Here is a 22,067-nt window from a genome sequence, read left to right on the forward strand (position 1 = left end):
CGATGCTGCGTTCGCTGATCGAGGAGTTCCTGCTCTTCGTCCTGCCTTTCTGCGCCTTTGCGGCTTATCTCGTGCTCAGGCGGCGCAATCCGTTCGATGTCGAGCATTGGAGCCCGCATCTGTTCCGGCTCTCTGTATTGGGGCTTGCCCTGGGTATCGCCTTCTTCTTCGTCGCCGGATGGATCGCGCCGCGCAACCGGGGCGCCTATGAGCCGCCGCATATGGAAAACGGCGAGCTTGTACCGGGACGGTTCAAATGAACGATGCGGCGACAAGGCGGATCGCGGCCTTCCTGGCGCGGCCCGCCGTTGCCGCCGTGCTCGCGGCGCTGAACCCTAAGGACGAGGAGACCCGCATCATCGGCGGGGCCGTCAGGAATCTTCTGCTCGATGAGCCCGTCGGCGATGTCGATCTCGCCACCACGGCGCTGCCGCAAGAGACGATCCGGCTTGGGCGAGCGGCAGGCTATAAGGCGGTTCCGACCGGCCTCGAGCATGGGACGGTGACGCTCGTCCGCGACGGGGCGAGCTTCGAGGTGACGACGCTCAGGCGCGATGTCGAGACCGATGGGCGCCGCGCCAAGGTCGCCTTCGGGCGCGACTTCGCTGAGGATGCGCTGCGGCGCGATTTCACCATCAACGCGCTGGGCCTTGATCGGCATGGCGGCCTTCACGACTATGGCGAGGGGCTGGCGGATCTCGCCGCGCGGCGCATCCGTTTCATCGGTGATCCGGCCGAGCGCATCCGCGAGGATTACCTGCGCATCCTGCGCTTCTTCCGGTTTCATGCCCGCTATGGACATGGGGGCCCCGATCCGTTGGGGCTCGCGGCCTGCATCTTGGGGCGCGCAGGGCTGGAGGGGCTGTCGCGGGAGCGCGTGCGGGCTGAGTTGCTGAAGCTGCTGGTCGCGCCCGGCGCGGTCGGTGCCGTCACAGCGATGGCCAGAGCGGGGCTGTTGATGCCGCTCATCGGCGGCGTGCCCTATCTGTCGCGTTTTGCGGCGACCGTGGGTGGGGATGCGGAGGCGGGAAGGGAGGCGCAGCTCTGCCCTACCTTCCGGCTGGCGGCTCTGGCTGTCGCTGTCGGCGAGGACGCGCTCCGGCTGCGCGAGCGGTTGCGCCTCTCGAATGAGGAGTTCGACAGGGTCGAGCGCATCGCGGCTGCGCTTGAGGCGCTATCGGGGCGTGCCGTTTCGCCGACGATCGCAACCTTGCGTCGCTTGGCGCAGCGGATTGGTGCCGATGCCGTGGCCGCAGGGCTCGTCCTCCTCACGGCGAGTGCCGGAGAGCTGAGGGGGGAGGAAGCGCAGGCGCTGATCGCCGATCTCGACCGGACGCCGCCTTTCCTGCCGAGCGGTCGAGACGTGCTGGCCTGTGGCGTCCCGGCGGGGCCAAAGGTCGGGCGGGTGTTGGAGGCGGCGCGGAGCGCCTGGATAGAGGCGGGGTGCCCGGCCGGACAGGTGGAGCAGGCGGCTTTCGTCTATCGCGCGATCTCCGCCCTAGCCGGCTAGCTCACGGCCATCGGACGGTCGGCGGCAGCGATGAGAGGATCGAGTCGACATTGCCGCCGGTCTTCAGCCCGAAGATCGTGCCGCGGTCATAGAGCAGGTTGAACTCGACATAGCGGCCGCGCCGGACCTGCTGCTCGTGGCGGTCTTCTTCCGTCCAGGGCGTCGCCATATTGGCGCGCAGGATGGCGGGATAGGCGCCGAGAAAGGCTTCGCCGACCGCTTGCGTGAAGGCGAAATCGCCCTCCGGTTCGCCCGACCAGACATAGTCGTAGAAGATGCCGCCGATGCCGCGCGGCTCGTTGCGATGCTTCAGGAAGAAATACTCGTCGCACCATTGCTTGAAGCGGGGATAGTCGGCGATGGGCGCGAAGCGCTCGCAAGGGGCGCGCATCGCGGCGTGGAAGGCGATCGCATCCGGGTCTTCCTGCGAGCGTCGTCGGACCAGGACCGGGGTGAGGTCCGCGCCGCCGCCGAACCAGGGTTTCGTCGTCACCACGAAGCGCGTGTTCATGTGCACGGTCGGCGCATGCGGATTCCAGGGATGGGCGATCAGCGAGACGCCCGTCGCATGGAAGCGCGGATCCTCGGAGGCGCCCGGGATCTGGCCGGCGAATTCAGGCTGGAAGGTGCCATGGACGGTCGAAACATGGACGCCGACCTTCTCGAAGACGCGACCCTGCATCACCGACATGACGCCGCCGCCACCCTCAGTGCCGTCATGATTCCTGCGCTGCCAGGGCGTGCGCACGAAGCGTCCCGGGGTCGAGGCCTCGGGCGGGAAAGGGCCGGTCGCCTCGTCCTCGATCGCCTCGAACGCGGTGCAGATACGGTCGCGCAGGCTGGCGAACCAGGTGGCCGCGCGCGGCTTCATGGCTTCGGCGAACGCGATCGATTCCGCCAGGGTTTCAGCCTCGTATTCGGTCATGCTCGTCACCGTCGTCGCAGGATTTCATCAAAGAGGAGAGGGTTCCCCGCGCCGTTTCTGGCGATGGCGTTGGATAGCCACCGACCTGCCGCAAGGCTTCGCCCAGAACGATGGCGGCCGCAACCGCGACGTTGAGCGAGCGCAAGCCGGAGCGCATCGGCACATGCACGCTCGCCTCGGCCGCCGCATAGACCTCCGGCAGGACGCCGGCCGACTCCCGCCCGACCATGACGATGTCGCCCGGCTGGAAGGCGAAGGCAGTGTGCGTGTTCGCGCCGTCGGTCTCGGCCAGGATCAGGCGGTGGCCGGCCGCCCGCCGCCAGGCGTCGAAGGCGGCGAAGGAATCATGGCGCGCGATCGCGGCGCGTTCGAGATAATCCATGCCCGAGCGCCGGAAATGCCGATCCGAGACGTCGAACGCCGCGGGCTCGACGATGTCGACCGTGACGCCGAGACAGGCGCAAAGCCGGATCATCGTGCCGGCATTCTGCGGGATGTCGGGCTGGTAGAGGGCAAGGCGCAACATGGCTGCTGTCATGGGCTGGCGGCGCGACATGCGTCAAGGACGCTGGCCTTTGCCGCGAGCACGTCCCATATCGGTTCAAGATTTCGACGCCAATCCGGCCCAAAGGAGCGGGCACACCATGTTTGCCGCCTTGTTCCGCTATCTCGAAACCCGCATCGATGTGTTCGCGTCCTTCGACGAGCGCGAGACGCCGCCGCGTGGCGTGTGGCCCTTCATGTGGCACCACATCAAGGGCGTGAAGGGCTGGATGGCCCTGATCATGCTGACGGGGCTCGCCTTCAGCGGCATCGAGGCGTTGATGTATCTGATGGTCGGCTGGTTCGTCGATCTCCTGGCGACGCAGTCGCCGCAGACGATCTGGAGCGATCATGGCTGGCTTCTGGCCGGCGCGGCCTTCCTGCTCGTCGTCGTTCGGCCGATCGTCTATTTCGCCAATCACGCCATCGTCGACCAGGTCGTGGTGCCGCAGATCACCAACCAGATCCGCTGGCGCAACCATGTCTATACGCTTGGCCACGCGCTCTCCTATTTCCAGAACGATTTTGCCGGGCGCCTCTCGGCGCGCGTCATCCAGGCCGGGCAATCGATCCGCGGCGCGACGATCGAGGTCATCGACGACCTCTGGTACGCGTTGATCTTCGTCACGGTGGCGCTCGGCTTCTTCGGCAAGACCAGCCTCTGGCTCGCCTTGCCTGTGGTTGCCTGGATCGCGGCCTATGTCGCGCTGCTGATTTATTTCGTGCCGCGTGCGAAGAAGCGCTCCGAGGCCAATTCGCTCGGGCGCTCCTCGACGACGGGGCGCATCGTCGACGCCTACACCAATATCCTCACGGTCAAGCTGTTCGCACGCGCCGATGCCGAGCGCTCATCTGTGCGTGATTCGCTGACGCGCTGGAATGCCTCCTTCCTGCATCTCTCGCGCCTGATCACCGGTGTCAGCGTCATCCTGCAGACGATGAACAGCTTGCTCGTCGTGGTGACGGCGGGCTTGAGCCTCTGGCTCTGGAGCAATAGCGAGATGACGCCGGGCGCGGTTGCCGCCGCGATCGGCCTCGTGCTGCGGCTGGTGCAGATGTCGGGCTGGCTGATCCATCTCGTGCGCGGCGTCTTCGAGAATATCGGTTCCGTGCAGGAAAGCATGGAAACGATCGCCAAACCCCACGACCTGACCGACGCGCCCGACGCCGTGCCGCTCGTCGTGGACAAGGGCGGTATCCGCTTCGATCATGTGCGCTTCAATTATGGCCGTCAGGGCGGGCTCTTCGAAGACCTGACGCTCGACATCAAGCCGGGTGAACGCATCGGTCTCGTGGGCCCCTCAGGCGCCGGGAAATCGACGCTGGTGAACTTGCTGCTCCGGCTCTATCCGGTCGCTGGCGGGCGCGTCCTGATCGACGGCCAGGATATCGCGCTGGTGACCCAGGACAGCTTGCGCGCGCAGATCGGCATGGTGACGCAGGACAATTCGTTGCTGCATCGCTCGATCGGCGACAACATCGCCTATGGCCGCATCGGCGCGACGGAAGGCGAGATCACTGCTGCGGCCGCGCGCGCCTCGGCCCATGATTTCGTGCAGGGCCTCAGCGATCAGGACGGCCGCCAGGGCTTTGAATCGCGCGTCGGCGAGCGCGGCGTCAAGCTCTCGGGCGGGCAGCGCCAGCGCATCGCGATCGCCCGCGTGCTGCTCAAGGATGCGCCGATCCTGATCCTGGACGAGGCGACCTCGGCGCTCGATTCGGAGGTCGAGGCGACGATCCAGGAACAATTGACCAGCCTGATGCAGGGCAAGACGGTGATCGCGATCGCGCACCGGCTCTCCACGATCGCCGCGCTCGACCGTCTGATCGTGCTCGATCAGGGCAGGATCGTCGATTCCGGCAGCCATGCCGAGCTGGTGGCGCGGGGCGGGCTCTATGCCCGGCTCTGGTCGCGGCAATCGGGCGGGTTCCTGGCCGCCGCCGATCCCGAAATGGTTTCTGTCTGAGGCTGCGCGCCGTCGCCTCCAGCCGCGCTTCGCAAGAGGGTGGGGCGAGCGCACTGCAACAGTAGACTTCGTCCAAACTGCATGCCAAAGAGCGCGACAGTGACGTGCCGTCGCATTGCGGCGGTAACGGGACGCCCGTAAGACCGGATTCAGGCGATAATTTCGAGTCATTCCAGACTCGGATGAATTGCCGGGCCAGAGCGACTTGCAGAGGATTGGATCGTGGCGCACGCGACCGATACGACATCGACCGAAACCACTCGCCGCGACTTCCTCATTCTAGCGACCGGCGCGGCCGGCGTAGTCGGCTTGGGCGCCGTTGTCGTGCCGCTGGTCAGCCAGCTTGCCCCCGACGCGCAGACGATCGCCGCCGGCGCGCCCATCGACGTCGATCTGGCGCCCGTGGCCGAAGGGCAGGGCATCAAGGTGACGTGGCGCGGCCAGATCATCTTCATCCGCAATCGCACCAAGAAGGAAATCGACGAGGCGCTTGCCGTCGATATCACCACGCTCCGCGACCCGCAGACCGACCAGGCGCGGACCAAGCCGGGTCACGAGAAATATCTCATCGTCTACGGCAAGTGCACCCATCTGGGCTGCATTCCCTCGGGCACCGCCTCGGGCGAGCCGAAGGGCGACTATGACGGCTGGGTCTGCCCCTGCCACGGCTCGCACTACGATTCCTCTGGCCGTATCCGACGCGGTCCCGCGCCGCTGAACCTGGGGCTGCCGCCCTATGCGTTCACGACTGACACCAAGATCAAGATCGGCTGACACATGCGCAGCCTGTCGCCTTACCTCGAATACGAGACAGCCCCGAGGCATTCCTCATGAGTGGTCATAGCTCCTACGTTCCGAAGTCGGGCATCGAACGCTGGCTGGATGTGCGCCTGCCGATCGTGCGGCTGCTGCATGATTCGGCCGTGTCCTACCCGACGCCGCGGAACCTGAATTATTTCTGGACCTTCGGCGGCATCCTGACCTTCATGCTGGTGGCGCAGATCGTCACCGGCATCATCCTGGCGATGCACTACACGCCGCTGTCGAGCGTTGCGTTCAATTCCGTCGAGCACATCATGCGCGATGTGAACTATGGCTGGCTGCTGCGCTACCTGCACGCCAACGGCGCTTCGATGTTCTTCGTCGCCGTCTATGTCCACATCTTCCGCGGGCTCTATTACGGCTCCTACAAGGCGCCCCGCGAGGTGCTCTGGATCCTCGGCGTGATCATCTTCCTGCTGATGATGGCGACCGCCTTCATGGGCTACGTCCTGCCCTGGGGCCAGATGTCGTTCTGGGGTGCGACGGTCATCACCAACCTGTTCTCGGCGCTGCCGGTCATCGGCGAGACGATCGTGGCCTTCCTCTGGGGCGGTTATTCGGTCGACAATCCAACGCTGAACCGCTTCTTCTCGCTGCACTACCTGCTGCCGTTCATGATCTTCGGCGTAGTGATCCTGCACATCTGGGCGCTGCATGTCGTCGGGCAGAACAACCCGACTGGCGTCGAGGTCAAGAACGTCGCCAAGGACACCGTGCCGTTCACGCCCTATGCGACGATCAAGGACATCTTCGCGATGGTGTGCTTCACCTTCGTGTTCTCCTATTTCGTCTTCTACCAGCCCAATTTCATGGGCCATGCCGATAACTACATCCCGGCCAACCCGTCGGTGACGCCGCTGCATATCGTGCCGGAATGGTACTTCCTGCCGTTCTACGCGATCCTGCGCGCCATCCCCGACAAGCTCGGCGGCGTGGTCGCCATGGGCTCGGCCATCGTGGTGCTCGCCTTCCTGCCCTGGATCGACACCTCCAAGGTCAAGTCGATGAGCTATCGCCCGATCGCGCGGCAGCTCTTCTGGGCCTTCGTGGCGGTCTGCATCGGCCTCGGCTATCTCGGCGCCATGCCGGCCGAGGGCGGCTATGTCACCGCCTCGCAGATCTTCACGGTGCTGTATTTCGGCTTCTTCGTCGCCCTGTTCATCATCGGCCTGTTCGAGCGGCCACAGCCGCTACCGAGTTCGATCGCCGACTCCGTGCTGGACACGCTGAAGGGTGGCTCGGGAGCGCGCCTGGCCACCGCCACCGCTTCAGAACCGAACGCCAAGGGCTGACGAAACCATGACGACCACTTCGTTTCGCCTGGCTTTCGCCGGCCTCGCTGCGGGCCTCTCGCTCTCCCTGACGATCTCGTCGGCGCTCGCCGCCGAAGGGCGCGTCGAGCCGCCGGCGCAGCGCTGGTCCTTCTCCGGGCCTATCGGCAAGTTCGACCGCGCCCAGCTGCAGCGCGGCTTCAAGGTGGTGAAGGAAGTCTGCGCCAACTGCCATTCGATGAACCTGATCCCGCTGCGCACGCTCGCACAGCCTGGTGGCCCGGAGTTCACGACCGGCCAGGTGGCGGCGTTGGCTGCGACCTATACGGTCAAGGACGGGCCCAACGAGCAGGGCGAGATGTTCGATCGGCTGGGCCGCCCCGCTGACCGGTTCCCATCGCCTTTCCCGAACGAACAGGCTGCTCGCGCGGCCAATGGCGGCGCCTACCCGCCGGATTTCTCGGTGCTGGCCAAGGCGCGCACCTATGAGCGCGGCTTCCCGCGCTTCATCTTCGACATCTTCACCCAATATCAGGAGCAGGGGCCCGACTACATCCATGCCCTGCTGACCGGCTACAAGGATGCGCCGCAGGGCTTCCCGCCGCTGCAGCCAGGGCAGAACTACAACGAGTACATGCCCGGCCATCTGATCGCGATGCCCAAGCCGATTTCGGACGGGCAGGTCGAGTATCCCAAGGGGCCGGACGGTAAGTCACCAGTGCCGGAGACAGTCGATCAGTATGCCAAGGATGTCTCGGCCTTCATGGTCTGGATGGCCGAGCCGCATCTCGAGACACGCAAGCGTATCGGATTGCAGGTGATGGCCTTCCTGCTGATCTTCGCGGGGCTGCTCTACTACACCAAGAAGAAGGTCTGGGCGCGCATGCCCGACGGTTCGCCGCTTCACTGAGCGGTCCGCGACAATCAGGAAAGGCCCCGGTGACGGGGCCTTTTTCATTATGGTGGGTTACGTGTCGGCTGCCCGGTTGTCGTCACAACCGTCATACAAAGCTGATCTGTCCTGCATATTGGGGCCGTACCGTCTGACATCGAGGAAGCACGCATGAGCGAAGCCGTTCTGGGAATCATCGGCGGATCGGGCATCTACGATCTGCCGGGCCTGACCGATCTGCGCGAGGAGCGCATTGAAAGCCCCTGGGGCGAGCCTTCCGACGCCCTGCGGATCGGCTATATCGGCAAGACCAAGATCGTCTTCCTGCCGCGCCATGGCCGTGGCCACGCGATTCCTCCCTCCGAGATCAATTACCGCGCCAATATCGACGTGCTGAAGCGCGCCGGCGTCACCGATCTCGTCTCGCTTTCGGCCTGCGGCTCCTACAAATCGGAGCTTTATCCCGGCCTGTTCGTCCTGGTCGACCAGTTCGTCGATCGCACGTCGCGGCGCGAGAGTTCCTTCTTCGGCAAGGGCTGTGTCGCCCATGTCTCCTTCTCGCATCCGGTCGGCCCGGTGCTGCAGGCACGTATCGCCGACGCCGCCACAGCGGAGGATCTCGCCTTCGTGCGTGGTGGCACGCTGGTGACGATGGAAGGCCCGCAATTTTCGACCTATGCCGAATCCCTGACCTATAAGGGCCTCGGCTATGATCTGATCGGCATGACTGCGATGCCCGAGGCCAAGCTCGCCCGCGAGGCCGAGATCACCTATGCGACTGTAGCAATGGTCACGGATTTCGACTGCTGGCATCCCGAGCATTCGATCGTCGACGTCGCCTCGGTGATCGCGGTGCTGCATGGCAATGCCGAGAAGGCGCGCCGGCTGGTGGCGCGGCTGGCGCAGGACTTTCCGGCGGAGCGCGAGCCCTGTCCGGCCGGCTCGCACAACGCGCTCGAACACGCCATCATCACCGCGCCGGACTATCGTGACCCGGCCTTGCTGGCGAAGCTCGATGCGGTTGCCGGGCGGGTGCTCAAGGCCGGCTGAGCTGTGCGCTCTTGACGTCGGGCCTCTGAGGCCCGACCAAGACGGCGCTGCCATTCCGTTCGAGACGGTCTTTCATGAACCTCGCTGATACGATCCGCGCGATTCCGGACTATCCCAAGCCCGGCATCATCTTCCGTGACATCACCACGCTCTTGGGCGATGCGCGCGCCTTTCGCCGTGCCGTGGACGAGCTGGTCCAGCCTTTCGCCGGGCTGAAGATCGCCAAGATCGCCGGCATCGAGGCGCGCGGCTTTATTCTCGGGGGCGCGGTCGCGCATCAGCTTTCGGCCGGCTTCATCCCCGTGCGCAAGAAGGGCAAGCTGCCGCATGAGACGGTCAGCGTGACCTATCAACTCGAATACGGCACCGACGAGATCGAGGTGCACAAGGACGCGGTCAAGCGCGGCGAGCGCGTGCTGCTGGTCGACGACCTGATCGCGACCGGGGGCACGGCGGAGGGGGCGGTCAGCTTGCTCTCCAGCCTGGGCGCCGAGGTCGTGGCTGCCTGCTTCATCGTCGATCTCCCGGATCTGGGCGGTGCCGACAAGGTCAGGCGGCTCGGCGTGCCGGTGCGCACGCTGGTCTCCTTCTCCGGACATTGAGCCCATGAAGATCCACGGCCAGCCCTATCGCACGATCTGGCTTGCACAGGATGGCTGGCGTGTCTGCGTCATCGACCAGACCAGGCTGCCCTTCCGTTTCGAGACGGTGACGCTGGGTTCCGTCGAGCAGGCGGCCGACGCGATCCGAACGATGATCGTGCGCGGCGCGCCCTTGATCGGTGCGACGGCAGCCTATGGCGTGGCGCTGGCGATGCGGAGCGATCCGTCCGATGCCGCATTGGAAGCCGTGCTGGCGCTGCTGGGCGCGACGCGACCGACCGCCGTCAACCTGCACTGGGCCTTGAACCGCATGCACATCCGGCTCGTCGGCCTGAAGCCCAGGGTGCGTGCCCAGGCAGCGTATACCGAGGCTGCCCTGCTTTGCGATGAGGACGTCGCGCTCTGCCGGTCGATCGGCGACCATGGCCTGCCGCTGATCCGCGAGATCGCGTCGCGCAAGCCTGCCGGCGAGCCGATCAATATCCTGACCCATTGCAATGCCGGCTGGCTCGCCACCGTCGACTGGGGCACGGCGCTGGCGCCGATCTACCGCGCTCATGATGCTGGCCTGCCCGTCCATGTCTGGGTCGATGAGACCAGGCCACGCAACCAGGGCGCGGCGCTGACGGCTTATGAACTCGGCGCTCATGGCGTGTCCCATAGCGTGATCGTCGACAATGCCGGCGGGCACCTGATGCAGCGCGGGCAGGTCGACATGGTCATCGTCGGCACCGACCGCACGACCGCGACCGGCGATGTCGCCAACAAGATCGGCACCTATCTCAAGGCGCTCGCGGCGCATGACAATGGCGTGCCCTTCTATGTCGCGCTACCTTCGCCGACGATCGACTGGAGCCTGCATGATGGTTTCAGCATTCCGATCGAGGAGCGCGCGGCGCGCGAGGTCACGCATCTTTCAGGCCTGGATGAGGCTGGCGAAGTTGCTTCGTTCCGCGTCGTTGCGCCCGGCAGCCCGGCGGTGAATCCCGCCTTCGACGTCACGCCCGCCCGGCTCGTGACCGCGCTGATCACCGAGCGCGGCGTCGCGCCGGCTACAGTCGAGGGGCTGGCCGCTCTCTTTCCGGATCTCGCGCGCGGAGCCGCAGCATGAACGAGGCAGATCTGCGCGCGGAGATCGTCGCGGTCGCCCAGGCGATCGACAAGGCCGGCTTCTGCCCGTCGAAATCCGGCAATGTCTCGGCGCGTTTTGGGGATGGCCTGCTGATCACGCCATCGGGCCTGCCCTATGCGCAGACGACGCCCCAGGACCTGATCCATCTCTCGCTTGAGGGGGCGGTCCTCGGCGGGGCGCGCAAGCCCTCTTCGGAATGGCCGTTTCATGTCGAGATCTACAAGGCGCGGCCCGATGCTCAGGCGATCGTGCACACGCATTCGCCGCGCGCGACTGCGCTCTCCTGCACGCGGCGCGGCATCCCGGCCTTTCACTACATGATCGCGCTCTGCGGCGGGGCCGATGTCCGCTGCGCGCCTTACGCCACCTTCGGCACGCCGGAACTGGCGCAGAACGCGGTCAGAGCTCTGGAGGGTCGCAAGGCGGTCCTGCTCGCCAATCACGGCGTCATCGCGCTGGGCGGGTCGCTTGCGGGCGCGCATCAGATCGTGGCGGAGGTCGAGAACCTCGCCGGGCAGTATCTCGACATCCTGGCGGCGGGGCTGGAGCCTGTCATCCTCGACGAGGCCGAGATGGCGCGGGTGAGCGCGAAATTCGCAGGCTACGGCAAGGTCGGCTGACGTCCGTCATCCGGCTTTAGCGCGACAGCTCGGTGCGCAACGCCGCCGAGATGAAGGGGTTCCTGTTCAGGTTAGCCCACATCTCCGGCTCCGCTTCGCGGGCGTAGCGGTTGAAGGTCACGATTGTCCAAGGCTGGCTTGGAGCAAATGATGTGCCGCGCGCCGGTGACACCACCCCGTCGCTCGCCGCCTGCTTGTCGATCTGCTGCATGCGGAAGATCCAGAAGGCGAGCGTCGTGTCGAAGATACCCTCTCGGCTGATGGGCAGGGATTTCCCCTTGATGCCGAATTGCTTGACCTTGGGATGCCGCTGAAACATGACGCAGAGCGTATTCAGCAATTCGACATCGGTTTGAAGGTTGGGCTCATTGAAATTCGGGCCGACACGGTTGGTTACATTCCAGATGAAGGGTAGCGTTCCCTTGAGCAGCAGTTTCTGCGCCATCGTTCAAACCCCAAGGACCGCGTCACGGATCTTAAATCTCCTATGAAGAAGGATGATTGCCAAGCGTAAAACGTTAGGCCAAGGCCGGCATCAGGCCCTGTGCGCGATGCGTGTCTGACTATCGCCGCCCGGCAACGGGAACAAGCCTGGCCGCTCCGGCGTCCTTTGCCCGAACGCTTGTCACGGACCGTGGCGTGCGGCGCAGAGATGGATGGAGACCAACCGATGTCTGATACGGAAATGGCGCTGGATGACCGCATTGCCCTGGCCCGCCGCAACATCTCGGAGCTGACGGATCAGGCGACGAGTGCCTCGGGAGCGGCAGCGGAAGAACGCTTGGCCGACCGGATCAACGAACAGCAGGATTTGCTCGATCGGTTGCTGCAGGAGCGTGAGGCGCTGGCAAAAAAGAAGGGCTGATCGCCTGCCAGCTGCGTTGCCGTATGTGCTGGTTCAGGCTGGTGATTTGCGCTCCACGAAGGCGCAGCCGTCGAAGCTGAAGACCTCTTCGCCATGCTGGTTCACCCCGGTGTTGTGGTGGAAGAACAGGCCCCATTGCGGGCGCGAGGCGCTGGTGCGCTTGTCGGTGATCGCGGAGTGATAGGTGATGCGGTCGCCGACGAAGACCGGCTTCGACCAGCGCAGGTTGTTGAAGCCGGGCGAGGGGCCAAGGCGCGGTGCCGTCTCGGGGAGGCTGGCCGCGATCTGGCGCTTGCGATGGGCGACCATCGCCGCCATCCAGACCGAGCCGGTATGCCAGCCCGACGCGGCAAGGCGCCCGAAGGAGCTCTTGGCAGCGGCTTCCGCATCCATGTGGAAGGGCTGCGGATCGAAGGAGCGGGCGAAGCCGACGATCTCTTCATCCGTGAACAGGAAGCTGCCGAGTTCGTGGCTGCTGCCGATCTCCATCTCCTCGAAGAAACGCGCCGGCTCGTTCTCCCCGCGAGGCTCTTCGAGCGGGCTTTCGACGGCTGGGCGGACATAATGCGGGGGATGGGCCAGCCAGTTGCCGGGATGCGGCGTGACGGATGAACCGCGACGACCGAACATGATCCAGTTGGTCTGTTCGAGCACGGGTTCGTCGCGCTGGTTCAGGAGCTCGAAGCGGAAGCGCACCAGCCCCATCTCCGGCCGTGAGCGCGAAGCCTTGCTTTCGAGCACGGTGCGGCGCGCGCTCAATCTATCGTCCGGCTTGACCGGCCGCAGCCATTTGACCTCTTCGATGCCGGGCGCGCCCATCGCGGTCGAGCCGAGCAGGACGTTTTCCGCGATCAGCCGCATCAAGAGCGAACAGCTGTGCCAGCCCGAGGCTATCAGGGTTCCGACGAAGCTCTGCTTGGCGGCGATTGGGTCGGTGTGGAAGTCCTGGGCGTCATAGCGCGAGGCATAGGCGATGATGTCGGATTGCGAGACACTGAGGCTGCCGGCCTGCGCCGTCTCGCCCGCAATGAAATCCTCGAAGCAAATCATGAAGCGCGACCCTCGGCTTGCAATGTGCCGAGGGTGTATCACGTCAAAGCCGGGGCGGAAGTCCCGTCCGCGCAAAGGTTGCGCTCAGTTTGCGCGCGCCGGTCACAGATGCCGGGGTTGATGCTTCGTATCGGTTTCATCGTCCCGGCGCCCGGTGACCAGCCAGATGATCAGGCCGAATGCCACGCCCAGGCCAAGGACTAGTTCGTTGGAGGCCATTGCCAGGACACCGGCAAAGCCGCTCGCTGTTTCGAACACGGTCTCGAGAGTGTCCATTGGAACCTCCCTTGCTGCGTCCATCAGATATCGGCCTGCCGAAGAGGCAATTCAACTTACAGTTTCGTCATCTTTCATGAGCGGGGCGCATAGCTGCCCCGCCCGCCGGTCCGGGAAGCCGGCTCAGTTGGCGAAACGGAAATGCAGCACGTCGCCGTCGGCGACGACGTATTCCTTGCCTTCGAGCCGGAATTTTCCGGCCTCGCGCGCCCCGGCCTCGCCCTTGTTGGCGATGTAGTCGGGATAGGCGATCGTCTCGGCGCGGATGTAGCCCTTCTCGAAATCGCTATGGATCACGCCGGCGGCGGCGGGGCCCTTGGTGCCCTTCTCGATCGTCCAGGCGCGGGCTTCCTTTGGGCCGACGGTGAAGTAGGTCACGAGGTCGAGCAGGGTGTAGCCGGCGCGGATGACGCGGTTGAGGCCAGGTTCCCCCAGGCCCACTGCCTCCAGATAATCCTTCTGGTCGGCTGCCGGCAGCACGGCGATCTCGCTCTCGATCTTGGCCGAGACCACCACCGCAACGGCGTTCTCCTCGGCGGCGCGGGCCTTGACCAGCTCGGAGAAGGCGTTGCCTTTGTCGGCGCTCGCCTCCTCGACGTTGCAGACATAGAGCACGGGCTTGGAGGAGAGCAGGCCGAGCGTCTCGAAGGTCTTGCGCTCGTCGGCTGCGACCTGCACCAATCGGGCAGGCTTGCCCTCGCGCAGCAGCACGAGGCAGCGATTCATCAGATCGGCCAGTTCCTTGGCTTCCTTGTCGCCGGTCTTGGCCTTCTTCTCCAGCGGCAGCACGCGTTTCTCGAGGCTTTCGAGATCGGCGAGCATCAATTCGGTCTCGATGATCTCGATGTCGTTGATCGGCGCGACCTTGCCCTCGACATGGGTGATGTCGCCATCCTCGAAGCAGCGCACGACATGGGCGACGGCGTCGCATTCGCGGATATTGGCGAGGAACTGGTTGCCGAGGCCTTCGCCTTTCGAGGCGCCGCGCACCAGGCCGGCGATGTCGACGAAGGTCAGCCGTGTCGGGATGATCTCCTTCGAGCCCGCAATGGCGGCGAGCTGCTCAAGCCGGTCGTCGGGCACGGCAACGTCGCCGACATTGGGCTCGATCGTGCAGAAGGGATAGTTCGCGGCTTGTGCCGCCGCCGTCTGCGTCAGCGCGTTGAACAGGGTCGACTTGCCGACATTCGGCAGGCCGACGATACCGCATTTGAAACCCATGATGGTCAGTTCGCTTTGAAGAAGGCGTCGGGATCGACGCGGAAGGGGTTGATGATCGTCAGATCGCCATAGCGGGTCTCGTGGCCCATGTCTTCCGACAGGAAGTAGCGGCAGCCCTCGGCGGTGGCCCAGGCGAGCAGCAGGCAATCAAACCATTGGTAGCCAAGGCGCTGGCGAACCGACCAGGCGAGCGCGACATGCGAGGCTTGGAGGCCGGATTCGCCGAAGCGCCGCAGTTCGTCGACCCGACTTCTGGCGGTGGCCAACGGCACGGATTCGTTGCGAAGGACCCAACGGGTCAATTCGTTCAGGACTTGCAGATTAACGATGAGTCGACCACCGACGGCCAGTTCCCGGAGCCACCGCACGGCGACTGCGCGCTTTTCTCCCGCGTTCTCGTCGCGCGCATAGATCAGCACATTGGTGTCGACGAAGACGCGGCCTTCAGCGATCATAAATCTGGTCACGCGTCGGAGCGTTGCCGTTCTCGTCGGTGAGATTCCAGAGCGGGCCAGCGAGGAAACGTTCCAGCGCCGCTGCATCGGCGCGCGTCTCGTCGGGGCCGATCTGACGGTCGAGCAGCGCGCCGACGAATTTCGACATGCTTTTGCCCTCTCGCGCTGCCGCCATACGCAGGCGCGCGAATGTCTCTTCGGGCAGGGTTACGGTCAGGTTCTTCATTTCAAAGCTCTGCAGACACGGATATCGTGTTTCCGTGTTTCCGTGTCAACATTGCGCTTTGGTGTTGGTCACGCGAACGTGCATGGCTGCATGGTTTCTGCCGGTGCAGGAATGCTCAGCCACGTTTCGATCCGACGGATAATCCCATGCGTTCTCTCGCTGCTGCCTGCGTTGTTCTCGGCCTCACCGTCGCGGCACAAGCCCAATCGCCGACGACGCGCGTCCGGGGTACGGTCGAACGGGTCGAGGCTTCGGCCTTGAGCCTCAAGACCCCGGCAGGGGATGCCGTCATGGTTGCCCTGGCGCCGGGCTATGCGGTCGGCGGCGTGGTCAAGGCCTCCGTCGCCGACATCAAGAAGGGCGGCTTCATCGGTGTCGGCGCGCGGCCGCAGGCGGACGGGTCGCTGCTCGCCGTGCAGGTCTTCATCTTTCCCGAGGCGATGCGCGGCACCGGCGAGGGCCACAGGCCCTGGAGCGTCCTGCCCGAATCGACCATGACCAACGCCACGGTGGCGGAGACTGTGTCCCGCGTCGACGGCGCCAATATCGTGCTGAGCTATCCCGGTGGCGAGCAGAAGGTGACGATCACCGCCGACGCCAACATCATCATGGCGGCGCCGGCGCAGGTCTCGGATCTCGTGCCCGGCGCGCAGGTGGCGATGAGCGCCGTGAAGCAGGCCGATGGCAGCCTGAGCGCCAACCGCATCACGATCGCCAAGGCCGGCGCGCAGTTGCCGCTGTGACGGGCTGAGGCCTCGCCCCCCGATCTATTCGGGGGTCTTTTCGCCAAGCCGCTTCACTGACGCATGGCCGCGCGCATCCATGAAGAGATGCACCTTGTTCTGGAAGCCGGCATCGTCATGGGCGGCGAGCAATGTCGCATTGTCGGCGCAGGCAATGCAAAGATCCTCGACCCAGGGCTGCTCGGCCTTGCCGAAATCGTTCAGCACATAGGCGTGGACGAGCTCCTTGAGGCCGGGATGGCCGATGCCCATCCGCACACGGCGATACTCGTTGCCGATCGCGGCCGTGGTCGAACGCAGGCCGTTATGGCCGGCATTGCCGCCGCCGAGCTTCATGCGCAGCTTGGCAGGGGCGAGGTCGAGCTCGTCATGGAAGACGATGACGTCCTCAGGCGCGACCTTGAAGAAGCGCGCCGCCTCGCCGATCGCGCGGCCGGATTCGTTCATATAGGTCTGCGGCTTGAGCAGAATGACCTTTTCGGAGCCGATCGTCGCTTCGCAGGCTTCGGCCTGAAAACGTGCGCGCCAGGGCGATGCGCGATGCGCGCGGGCGATCGTCTCGACCGCCATGAAGCCGATATTGTGGCGGTTGCGGGCATAGCGCGCGCCTGGATTGCCGAGGCCGGCGAAAATCAGCATGGGGCATTTCCAGCGTCAGAGCGTGATGCCAAACCGAAGGCCCGCGTCAGCAAATAGCGGGAGCCGGCTTTCGGACAATATCCGGCTCTAGTGCAGTTTCAGGGCCTCAAACGCAAAACGGCCGGGCAAGCCCGGCCGCCATGCATGCCTCACGGCAGGGAGTGGACTCAGGCCGCCGGCTTGGCGGCGGCGTCAGCCGCCTCGGCCGCATCGGCTTCCTCGTCGACCGACGGCGGCACGATCGTGACCAGCGTCAGATTCTCGCGCGAGGTCAGCGAAACGCCGGCCGGCAGCTTGAGGGCATCGACATGGATCGAATCGCCGATATTGAGACCGGCCACCGAGATCTCGAGGAATTCGGGGATGCTCTCGGGAGAGACGTCGATCTCGACGGCATGCTCGACAATCTGCATCGCGCCGCCAGCCTTGAGGCCGGGGCAGGCGTCCTGGCCGACGACGTGGACCGGCACTTCGACCTTGATGGTCTGGCCCGCCGCGACGCGGAGGAAATCGACATGGATCGGGAAATCCTTGACCGGGTCGAGCTGATAGTCGCGCGGGATGACGCGCGTCTTCTTGCCGTCGACGCTGACTTCGAACAGCGTGGTCAGGAAATGTCCGGCATAGATCAGGAGGCGGGTCTTGTTGGCGTCGAGAGCGATGGCTTCGGGAGCAGCGCCCCCACCATAGATCACGGCAGGTGTAAGGCCTTGACGACGAACTGCACGGGCGGCCCCCTTGCCGACCTGTGCGCGCGCCGAAGCCTCGATTTGCTTCACGGCGGTCATGATTTTAGTCCTTGCTTCAAATGACAAGGCCGCCAGTTGGCGGCCTCTTTCGGTTCGCGCCCGTGCCTCCAAGGGTGTCAGTCGGGCGCTGGCAGGCTCATAAGGGAAAAGGGCGGAGAGGACAAGCCTGCGGCCGCACTTGTCACGATGGCGGAAGGGCGCGCGCGAAGGTCATGATGGCGGCTGTTCCCGAGAAACCGTCTGCGAGTTCGATGGCTTCGTCGCCATTGTGCCGAAAGCCTCGCCCCTCATAGAACGCAATGGCCCATGGACTTGATCTCAGAGCTCTTGCTTCAAGTATCGAAACCAAAGCCAGATCGGCGATAACGGCCGACAGAAGCCGTGTCCCGAGACCTAAGCGCTGCTGTCCCGGATCAACATACATGCCCCAAAGAAAGGCCTTTTGGCCTCGTTCCGCGGCGATCGCGGTTCCTACGAGCCGCTCTCCGCATAGAGCGCAATAGCCTCGTTCGCCATTGCCAGGCAGCATGCCGGAAAGGCCCTTCCGATCAAGCCCCGACAGCATGGCGTCCAGCACCTGCGATCCAAGACTTGATCCGTAGGTGCTCGTCCAAACGTATCGCCAAAATGCCAGAAGCCGCTCTTCGTCGCCGCGCTCGATAGAACGTATGCGGATATCGTCTACTGGCGTCAGTTCTCTCAAGCCGGCATCAACCCCAGCCGCTCATCGCGGCGGCGCAGCAGATGCATCAACGGCAGCGCGAACAGCACCATCCAGGCTTTGCCGATGATCTGGCCGGCGACGAAATCCAGGCTGCCGAAGGCGAGCCAGAGGAAGACGATGCTGTCGACGATGAGACCGACAACGCTCGAGGCGACGACGGCGGTGACGAAACGGCGGCGCTGAAGCGGCGTATAGACCGCGAAATCCGCCAGCTCGGAGATGAGGAAGGCGGCGACCGAGGCGACGACGATGGCGGAGGGGGCGAGGAAGGCGGAGATCGCGGCGCCGACGGCGATCGCGCCGAGGCCGGCGACGGGGCCGAGCCGGCGCTGGACGATGTCGCGCAGCACGAGCGCCAGGCCGATCATCAGCACGCCGCTCGGTGCGGCGATGCCGGGCGCGACCGGCACGAGGCAGGGGCCATTGGGCACGCAGACCGTGCCGAGATTGCCGATCAGCCAATTCGCGGCGGGGATGGTGAGAGCGAAGAGGGCGAGGGCAACGAGACCCTCGGTGCGGCGCTGCTGGTCAAGTGTCATGGCTTGGTTAAGTATCCTGGCTTGGTCCGGTGTCGTCTGGAGAAATCAGATAGGCAGAGTAGCCGTTGGCGCGCAATTCGCAGGCCGGGCAATGGCCGCAGCCATGGCCCCAGGCATGGCGCGTTGCCCGGTCGCCGAGATAGCAGCTATGGCTGTCCTCGACCACCAGATCGAGCAAGGGCTGTCCGCCGAGCGCCTTGGCCAGAGCGAAGGTCTGCGCCTTGTCGCGCCACATCAGCGGCGTGTGCAGCACGAGCCTGCGGTCGAGTCCAAGGCCGAGCGCGACCTGCATCGCCTTGATGGTGTCGTCGCGGCAGTCGGGATAGCCGGAATAGTCGGTCTCGCAGACGCCGAGCACGATGTGCCTGCAATCGCGGCGATAGGCCAGCGCCGCGGCGAAGGAGAGGAAGATCAGGTTGCGGCCCGGCACGAAGGTGGTGGGAAGCCCGGTCTCAGCGAAGGCGATCTCGGTCTCGCGCGTCAACGCCGTATCGGAGATCGCGCCCAGCGCCTTGAGGTCGATGAGATGATCTGGGCCGAGCCGTTCCGAATGGAGCGTGGACAGGGCGGGCAGCTTGTCGCGAATGGTCTGCCGGCATTCCAGCTCGACGCGATGGCGCTGGCCGTAGTCGAAGCCGACGGTCTCGACGCTGGCGAAGCGCTCCAGCGCCCAGGCGAGCGCGACGGTCGAATCCTGGCCGCCGGAGAACAGCACGAGCGCCCGGCTTTCACTGGCTGAGGCCGTTGTCGCCATCAGACCACTCCTTGCCTCAGTCGAACAGGCTGGAGACGCTCGATTCACTCGCCGTGCGCTCGATCGCCTCGCCCATCAGCGAGGCGATCGAGATGACGCGGATATTGCGCGCCACCTTCACGGCCTCGGTCGGCAGAATGGAATCGGTGATCACCAGTTCCTTGAGCTTGGAGTTGGCGATGCGCGCCACCGCGCCGCCCGACAGCACGCCATGGGTGATGTAGGCGTAGACTTCCCTTGCGCCCTGGTCGAGCAGCGCTTCGGCGGCGTTGCAGAGCGTGCCGCCGGAATCGACGATGTCGTCGAGCAGGATGCAAGAGCGCCCCTCAACCGAGCCGATGATGTTCATCACCTCGGATTCACCGGGGCGGTCGCGGCGCTTGTCGACGATGGCCAGCGGCGCGTCGATGCGCTTGGCGAGGGCACGAGCGCGGACCACGCCGCCGACATCGGGCGAGACCACCATGGCGTTCTTCCAGTCGAGCCGCTCCTTGATGTCGCGCGACATCAGGGGGGCGCCAAACAGGTTGTCGGTCGGGATGTCGAAGAAGCCCTGGATCTGGCCGGCATGGAGATCGAGCGTCAGCACGCGGTCGACGCCGGCATGGGTGATCAGGTTGGAGACGAGCTTGGCCGAGATCGGCGTGCGGCCGGACGCGCGGCGGTCCTGCCGCGCATAGCCGAAATAGGGGATCACCGCCGTGATGCGCCTGGCCGAAGAGCGGCGCAGTGCGTCGGTGATGATCAGCAACTCCATCAGATGGTCGTTGGTCGGGAACGAGGTCGACTGGATGATGAAGACATCCTGGCCGCGCACATTCTCCTGGATCTCGACGAAAACCTCCATGTCGGCGAAGCGCCTGACGGAGGCCTTGGCGAGCGGAATGCCGAGATGCGCGCAGATCGCCTCCGCGAGCGGCCGGTTGGAATTGCCGGCGACGACTTTGATCGAAGAGGGCATGCCGGGGCGCACCGTTTGAGACTTGGCTGGGCTGGACCAGCACGAAGCTGGCTCATTTCGCAGGGCTCATAACAGCGAGATGACAGCGAGTCGACCGCTGCACTGCAACAGAAGCGTGCAAAACCGCCTATCCGTGGGTACTTCATCACGATTGCGCCGCGCCAGGGTCGCTCAAGCCTCTGGCCGAGGCGCGGTCGCAACTCGACCGTCAGCGCAATATCAGGATCTAGCTGGCGGAGGCGGAAGGCGCCGAGCCCGCCCGAATTCTAGAGCTTTTTGCCGCCCGTTGCCGAAGCGGTCTTCGCTCCTGCGGCCGTCTTGGCTCCCGCGGCCGTCTTGCCCTTGGTCTTGTCGCTGGGATTTAGCGCCTCCACTGCGGGCGCCGTCACCAGGAAGCTCGCGATCGCATCCATGGATTCGGAGGCTGCCTTGGCGACGATGGTCTGGTCGAGGCCGGCCCAGGGATCGTCGCCGCCGCCACGCTTGCCGAGGCTCTCGCCCTGGACGCGCTGGGCCCGCTTCTTGCCCGCATCATAAACATCCCAGACGAAGGCGAGCGAGGTCTGGCCATCCTCTGTCGGCTGTGCCGTGAGGTAGCCGCGCACCCGGAAGCGGGCGGGCTTGTCGCCGGGCACGATCTCCATGCTGCGCTCGGCTGCCGCTTCGCCGAGCAGGCCGGCAAAGCGTGTCGTCACCGAATCGGGTGCGCCGGTAATGCTCTGAACCGAGACGGGCACGCCGGGCGCATCGACCCGCTGCCGTGCCGCCGTCGTGGTTTCCTGGCAGCCCGCGAGTGCAAGCGCTGCCACCGGCCCCAGGACGAGGCCGCTCAAACGTTGGATCATGACGCCTCCGCTCGGTTGGTTCGAGCTTGGATTGCTGTTCCCTGCGCCGCAGGTTGTAAGCTCAACGGATGGCGAGGTCCAGTTCGGGGAGATTCAGGGCCTCAGTGCGGTTTTCGCCCGTGAAACAGACCCGTCCCAGGCGTGTCGCCGGCCCGGGTGTCGAATCGATCAGAGCCCTGTGAGGCGGTTCCGAGGCGGGCCGATCTCGTCGTTGAGAGCTCGGGCGGATGCGGCATAGCGGTCGGCATGGGGCGGTGCGCGAAAGATTGCGGGTTTTGCCCTTGTCGCCCATATGTGGGCCAGCGCGGGCTGAAAGGCCCCTTTTCGGAGAGCCCCATGGTCACCACCAGCAACCGCTTCCTCGACGACATCGCCCGTCTCGCCACGGATGCCGCCGGCGCGGCCCAGGGCGTGCGCCGCGAGGTCGAGACCGTCGTGAAGACGCAGATCGAGCGCCTGCTGCGCGATATGGATGTCGTCACCCGCGAAGAGTTCGAGGCTGTGCGCGAGATGGCGCTGCTGGCGCGCGAGGAAAACGACAAGCTGGCGCAGCGCCTCGCCGCGCTGGAGGGCAAGAAGGCCAAAAGTCCTGAAGCCAAGTCCTGAGCCTGGTCCTGAAGCCAAGTCCTGAGCCAGGCCCTGAGGTCTCGCCTTGAGCGTTTCGCGTCCTGCGTGCCGTTAGGTCG

28 protein-coding genes are annotated in these 22,067 nt (G+C 65.1%); 13 read left to right on the top strand and 15 right to left on the bottom strand.

The features are described 5' to 3' along the window. Positions 1–2: 2 nt before the first annotated feature. Both RMR04_RS07230 and RMR04_RS07235 read left to right on the top strand, forming a co-directional pair. Positions 3–260 (top strand): DUF6111 family protein, encoded by a 258-nt coding sequence (locus RMR04_RS07230; protein ID WP_311913796.1) that lies wholly within the window; start codon positions 3–5, stop codon positions 258–260. Continuing rightward, positions 257–1,510 (top strand): CCA tRNA nucleotidyltransferase, encoded by a 1,254-nt coding sequence (locus RMR04_RS07235; RefSeq protein ID WP_311913798.1) that lies wholly within the window; start codon positions 257–259, stop codon positions 1,508–1,510. Before RMR04_RS07230 ends, RMR04_RS07235 begins: the two co-directional genes overlap by 4 nt. Before the next feature lies 1 nt (position 1,511). On the opposite strand, the gene hemF is transcribed toward RMR04_RS07235, so the two are convergent. Then, positions 1,512–2,381: an oxygen-dependent coproporphyrinogen oxidase gene (gene hemF / locus RMR04_RS07240; protein ID WP_311915762.1), complete on the bottom strand. Its 870-nt coding sequence runs from the start codon at positions 2,379–2,381 to the stop codon at positions 1,512–1,514. Between the two features lie 34 nt (positions 2,382–2,415). Continuing rightward, complete coding sequence (locus RMR04_RS07245; RefSeq protein ID WP_311913799.1) at positions 2,416–2,961, bottom strand: tRNA (cytidine(34)-2'-O)-methyltransferase; 546 nt, start codon at positions 2,959–2,961, stop codon at positions 2,416–2,418. 118 nt (positions 2,962–3,079) lie between these two features. On the opposite strand from RMR04_RS07245, the gene RMR04_RS07250 reads away from it, so the two are divergent. The 8 genes from RMR04_RS07250 (at position 3,080) to RMR04_RS07285 (ending at position 11,334) form a co-directional block, all read left to right on the top strand. Continuing rightward, the gene (locus tag RMR04_RS07250; protein WP_311913801.1) at positions 3,080–4,945 is read left to right on the top strand and encodes an ABC transporter ATP-binding protein; all 1,866 of its coding nucleotides are present in this window, start codon (positions 3,080–3,082) and stop codon (positions 4,943–4,945) included. A 222-nt stretch (positions 4,946–5,167) separates the two neighbouring features. Then, positions 5,168–5,719 (top strand): ubiquinol-cytochrome c reductase iron-sulfur subunit, encoded by a 552-nt coding sequence (petA, locus tag RMR04_RS07255; RefSeq protein WP_311913802.1) that lies wholly within the window; start codon positions 5,168–5,170, stop codon positions 5,717–5,719. A gap of 56 nt (positions 5,720–5,775) precedes the next feature. Further along, complete coding sequence (locus RMR04_RS07260) at positions 5,776–7,059, top strand: cytochrome b (RefSeq protein WP_311913804.1); 1,284 nt, start codon at positions 5,776–5,778, stop codon at positions 7,057–7,059. Between the two features lie 7 nt (positions 7,060–7,066). After that, positions 7,067–7,948, top strand: coding sequence for a cytochrome c1 (locus RMR04_RS07265; protein WP_311913805.1), 882 nt, complete (start codon positions 7,067–7,069; stop codon positions 7,946–7,948). Positions 7,949–8,101: 153 nt separating this feature from the next. Continuing rightward, positions 8,102–8,980: an S-methyl-5'-thioadenosine phosphorylase gene (locus tag RMR04_RS07270; protein ID WP_311913806.1), complete on the top strand. Its 879-nt coding sequence runs from the start codon at positions 8,102–8,104 to the stop codon at positions 8,978–8,980. Between the two features lie 74 nt (positions 8,981–9,054). Continuing rightward, the gene (locus RMR04_RS07275) at positions 9,055–9,582 is read left to right on the top strand and encodes an adenine phosphoribosyltransferase (protein ID WP_069692795.1); all 528 of its coding nucleotides are present in this window, start codon (positions 9,055–9,057) and stop codon (positions 9,580–9,582) included. Positions 9,583–9,586: 4 nt separating this feature from the next. After that, positions 9,587–10,693, top strand: a complete 1,107-nt coding sequence (gene mtnA, locus RMR04_RS07280; protein WP_311913807.1) for an S-methyl-5-thioribose-1-phosphate isomerase — start codon at positions 9,587–9,589, stop codon at positions 10,691–10,693. After that, positions 10,690–11,334 carry a class II aldolase/adducin family protein gene (locus tag RMR04_RS07285; protein WP_311913808.1) on the top strand — a complete coding sequence of 215 codons (645 nt, stop codon included), beginning with the start codon at positions 10,690–10,692 and terminating at the stop codon, positions 11,332–11,334. Before mtnA ends, RMR04_RS07285 begins: the two co-directional genes overlap by 4 nt. A gap of 16 nt (positions 11,335–11,350) precedes the next feature. On the opposite strand, the gene RMR04_RS07290 is transcribed toward RMR04_RS07285, so the two are convergent. Next, on the bottom strand, positions 11,351–11,779 hold the full coding sequence (locus tag RMR04_RS07290) for a hypothetical protein (protein WP_311913809.1): 429 nt from the start codon (positions 11,777–11,779) through the stop codon (positions 11,351–11,353). Positions 11,780–12,004: 225 nt separating this feature from the next. Between RMR04_RS07290 and RMR04_RS07295 the strand changes: the two genes are divergently transcribed. Then, positions 12,005–12,199 carry a hypothetical protein gene (locus RMR04_RS07295; protein ID WP_311913811.1) on the top strand — a complete coding sequence of 65 codons (195 nt, stop codon included), beginning with the start codon at positions 12,005–12,007 and terminating at the stop codon, positions 12,197–12,199. Positions 12,200–12,232: 33 nt separating this feature from the next. On the opposite strand, the gene RMR04_RS07300 is transcribed toward RMR04_RS07295, so the two are convergent. The 5 genes from RMR04_RS07300 to RMR04_RS07320 form a co-directional block, all read right to left on the bottom strand. Further along, the gene (locus tag RMR04_RS07300) at positions 12,233–13,249 is read right to left on the bottom strand and encodes a MaoC family dehydratase (protein ID WP_311913812.1); all 1,017 of its coding nucleotides are present in this window, start codon (positions 13,247–13,249) and stop codon (positions 12,233–12,235) included. Between the two features lie 102 nt (positions 13,250–13,351). Next, complete coding sequence (locus tag RMR04_RS07305; protein WP_311913813.1) at positions 13,352–13,525, bottom strand: hypothetical protein; 174 nt, start codon at positions 13,523–13,525, stop codon at positions 13,352–13,354. Positions 13,526–13,648: 123 nt separating this feature from the next. After that, positions 13,649–14,746 carry a redox-regulated ATPase YchF gene (gene ychF, locus RMR04_RS07310; protein ID WP_311913814.1) on the bottom strand — a complete coding sequence of 366 codons (1,098 nt, stop codon included), beginning with the start codon at positions 14,744–14,746 and terminating at the stop codon, positions 13,649–13,651. A 5-nt stretch (positions 14,747–14,751) separates the two neighbouring features. Continuing rightward, a complete protein-coding gene (locus tag RMR04_RS07315; protein WP_311913817.1) occupies positions 14,752–15,201 on the bottom strand; it encodes a PIN domain-containing protein in 450 nt (149 codons plus the stop codon). Continuing rightward, a complete protein-coding gene (locus RMR04_RS07320; RefSeq protein ID WP_311913819.1) occupies positions 15,191–15,427 on the bottom strand; it encodes a hypothetical protein in 237 nt (78 codons plus the stop codon). The genes RMR04_RS07315 and RMR04_RS07320 overlap by 11 nt, the downstream gene beginning before the upstream one ends. 146 nt (positions 15,428–15,573) lie before the next feature. Between RMR04_RS07320 and RMR04_RS07325 the strand changes: the two genes are divergently transcribed. Further along, positions 15,574–16,170 carry a DUF5666 domain-containing protein gene (locus tag RMR04_RS07325; RefSeq protein ID WP_311913821.1) on the top strand — a complete coding sequence of 199 codons (597 nt, stop codon included), beginning with the start codon at positions 15,574–15,576 and terminating at the stop codon, positions 16,168–16,170. A gap of 24 nt (positions 16,171–16,194) precedes the next feature. Here RMR04_RS07325 and pth read toward each other — a convergent pair whose 3' ends face one another. The 7 genes from pth to RMR04_RS07360 all read right to left on the bottom strand — a co-directional run bounded on the left by pth (position 16,195) and on the right by RMR04_RS07360 (position 21,381). Beyond that, positions 16,195–16,809, bottom strand: coding sequence for an aminoacyl-tRNA hydrolase (gene pth / locus RMR04_RS07330; RefSeq protein WP_311913822.1), 615 nt, complete (start codon positions 16,807–16,809; stop codon positions 16,195–16,197). Between the two features lie 167 nt (positions 16,810–16,976). After that, the gene (locus RMR04_RS07335; RefSeq protein WP_311913823.1) at positions 16,977–17,597 is read right to left on the bottom strand and encodes a 50S ribosomal protein L25/general stress protein Ctc; all 621 of its coding nucleotides are present in this window, start codon (positions 17,595–17,597) and stop codon (positions 16,977–16,979) included. 142 nt (positions 17,598–17,739) lie between these two features. Beyond that, positions 17,740–18,261 (bottom strand): GNAT family N-acetyltransferase, encoded by a 522-nt coding sequence (locus tag RMR04_RS07340; RefSeq protein ID WP_311913826.1) that lies wholly within the window; start codon positions 18,259–18,261, stop codon positions 17,740–17,742. Then, positions 18,258–18,821: a VUT family protein gene (locus RMR04_RS07345; RefSeq protein ID WP_311913828.1), complete on the bottom strand. Its 564-nt coding sequence runs from the start codon at positions 18,819–18,821 to the stop codon at positions 18,258–18,260. The genes RMR04_RS07340 and RMR04_RS07345 overlap by 4 nt, the downstream gene beginning before the upstream one ends. A gap of 7 nt (positions 18,822–18,828) precedes the next feature. Then, positions 18,829–19,575 carry a 7-cyano-7-deazaguanine synthase QueC gene (queC, locus tag RMR04_RS07350; protein WP_311913830.1) on the bottom strand — a complete coding sequence of 249 codons (747 nt, stop codon included), beginning with the start codon at positions 19,573–19,575 and terminating at the stop codon, positions 18,829–18,831. A 16-nt stretch (positions 19,576–19,591) separates the two neighbouring features. Continuing rightward, positions 19,592–20,536: a ribose-phosphate pyrophosphokinase gene (locus tag RMR04_RS07355; RefSeq protein ID WP_311913832.1), complete on the bottom strand. Its 945-nt coding sequence runs from the start codon at positions 20,534–20,536 to the stop codon at positions 19,592–19,594. A gap of 266 nt (positions 20,537–20,802) precedes the next feature. Continuing rightward, entirely contained in the window at positions 20,803–21,381 is a 579-nt protein-coding gene (locus RMR04_RS07360; RefSeq protein WP_311913834.1) for a hypothetical protein, read from the bottom strand. A 336-nt stretch (positions 21,382–21,717) separates the two neighbouring features. Between RMR04_RS07360 and RMR04_RS07365 the strand changes: the two genes are divergently transcribed. Further along, positions 21,718–21,987: an accessory factor UbiK family protein gene (locus tag RMR04_RS07365; RefSeq protein ID WP_069692782.1), complete on the top strand. Its 270-nt coding sequence runs from the start codon at positions 21,718–21,720 to the stop codon at positions 21,985–21,987. Positions 21,988–22,067: the final 80 nt, after the last annotated feature.

The sequence above is a fragment of the Bosea sp. 685 genome, from assembly GCF_031884435.1.
GTDB lineage: Bacteria > Pseudomonadota > Alphaproteobacteria > Rhizobiales > Beijerinckiaceae > Allobosea.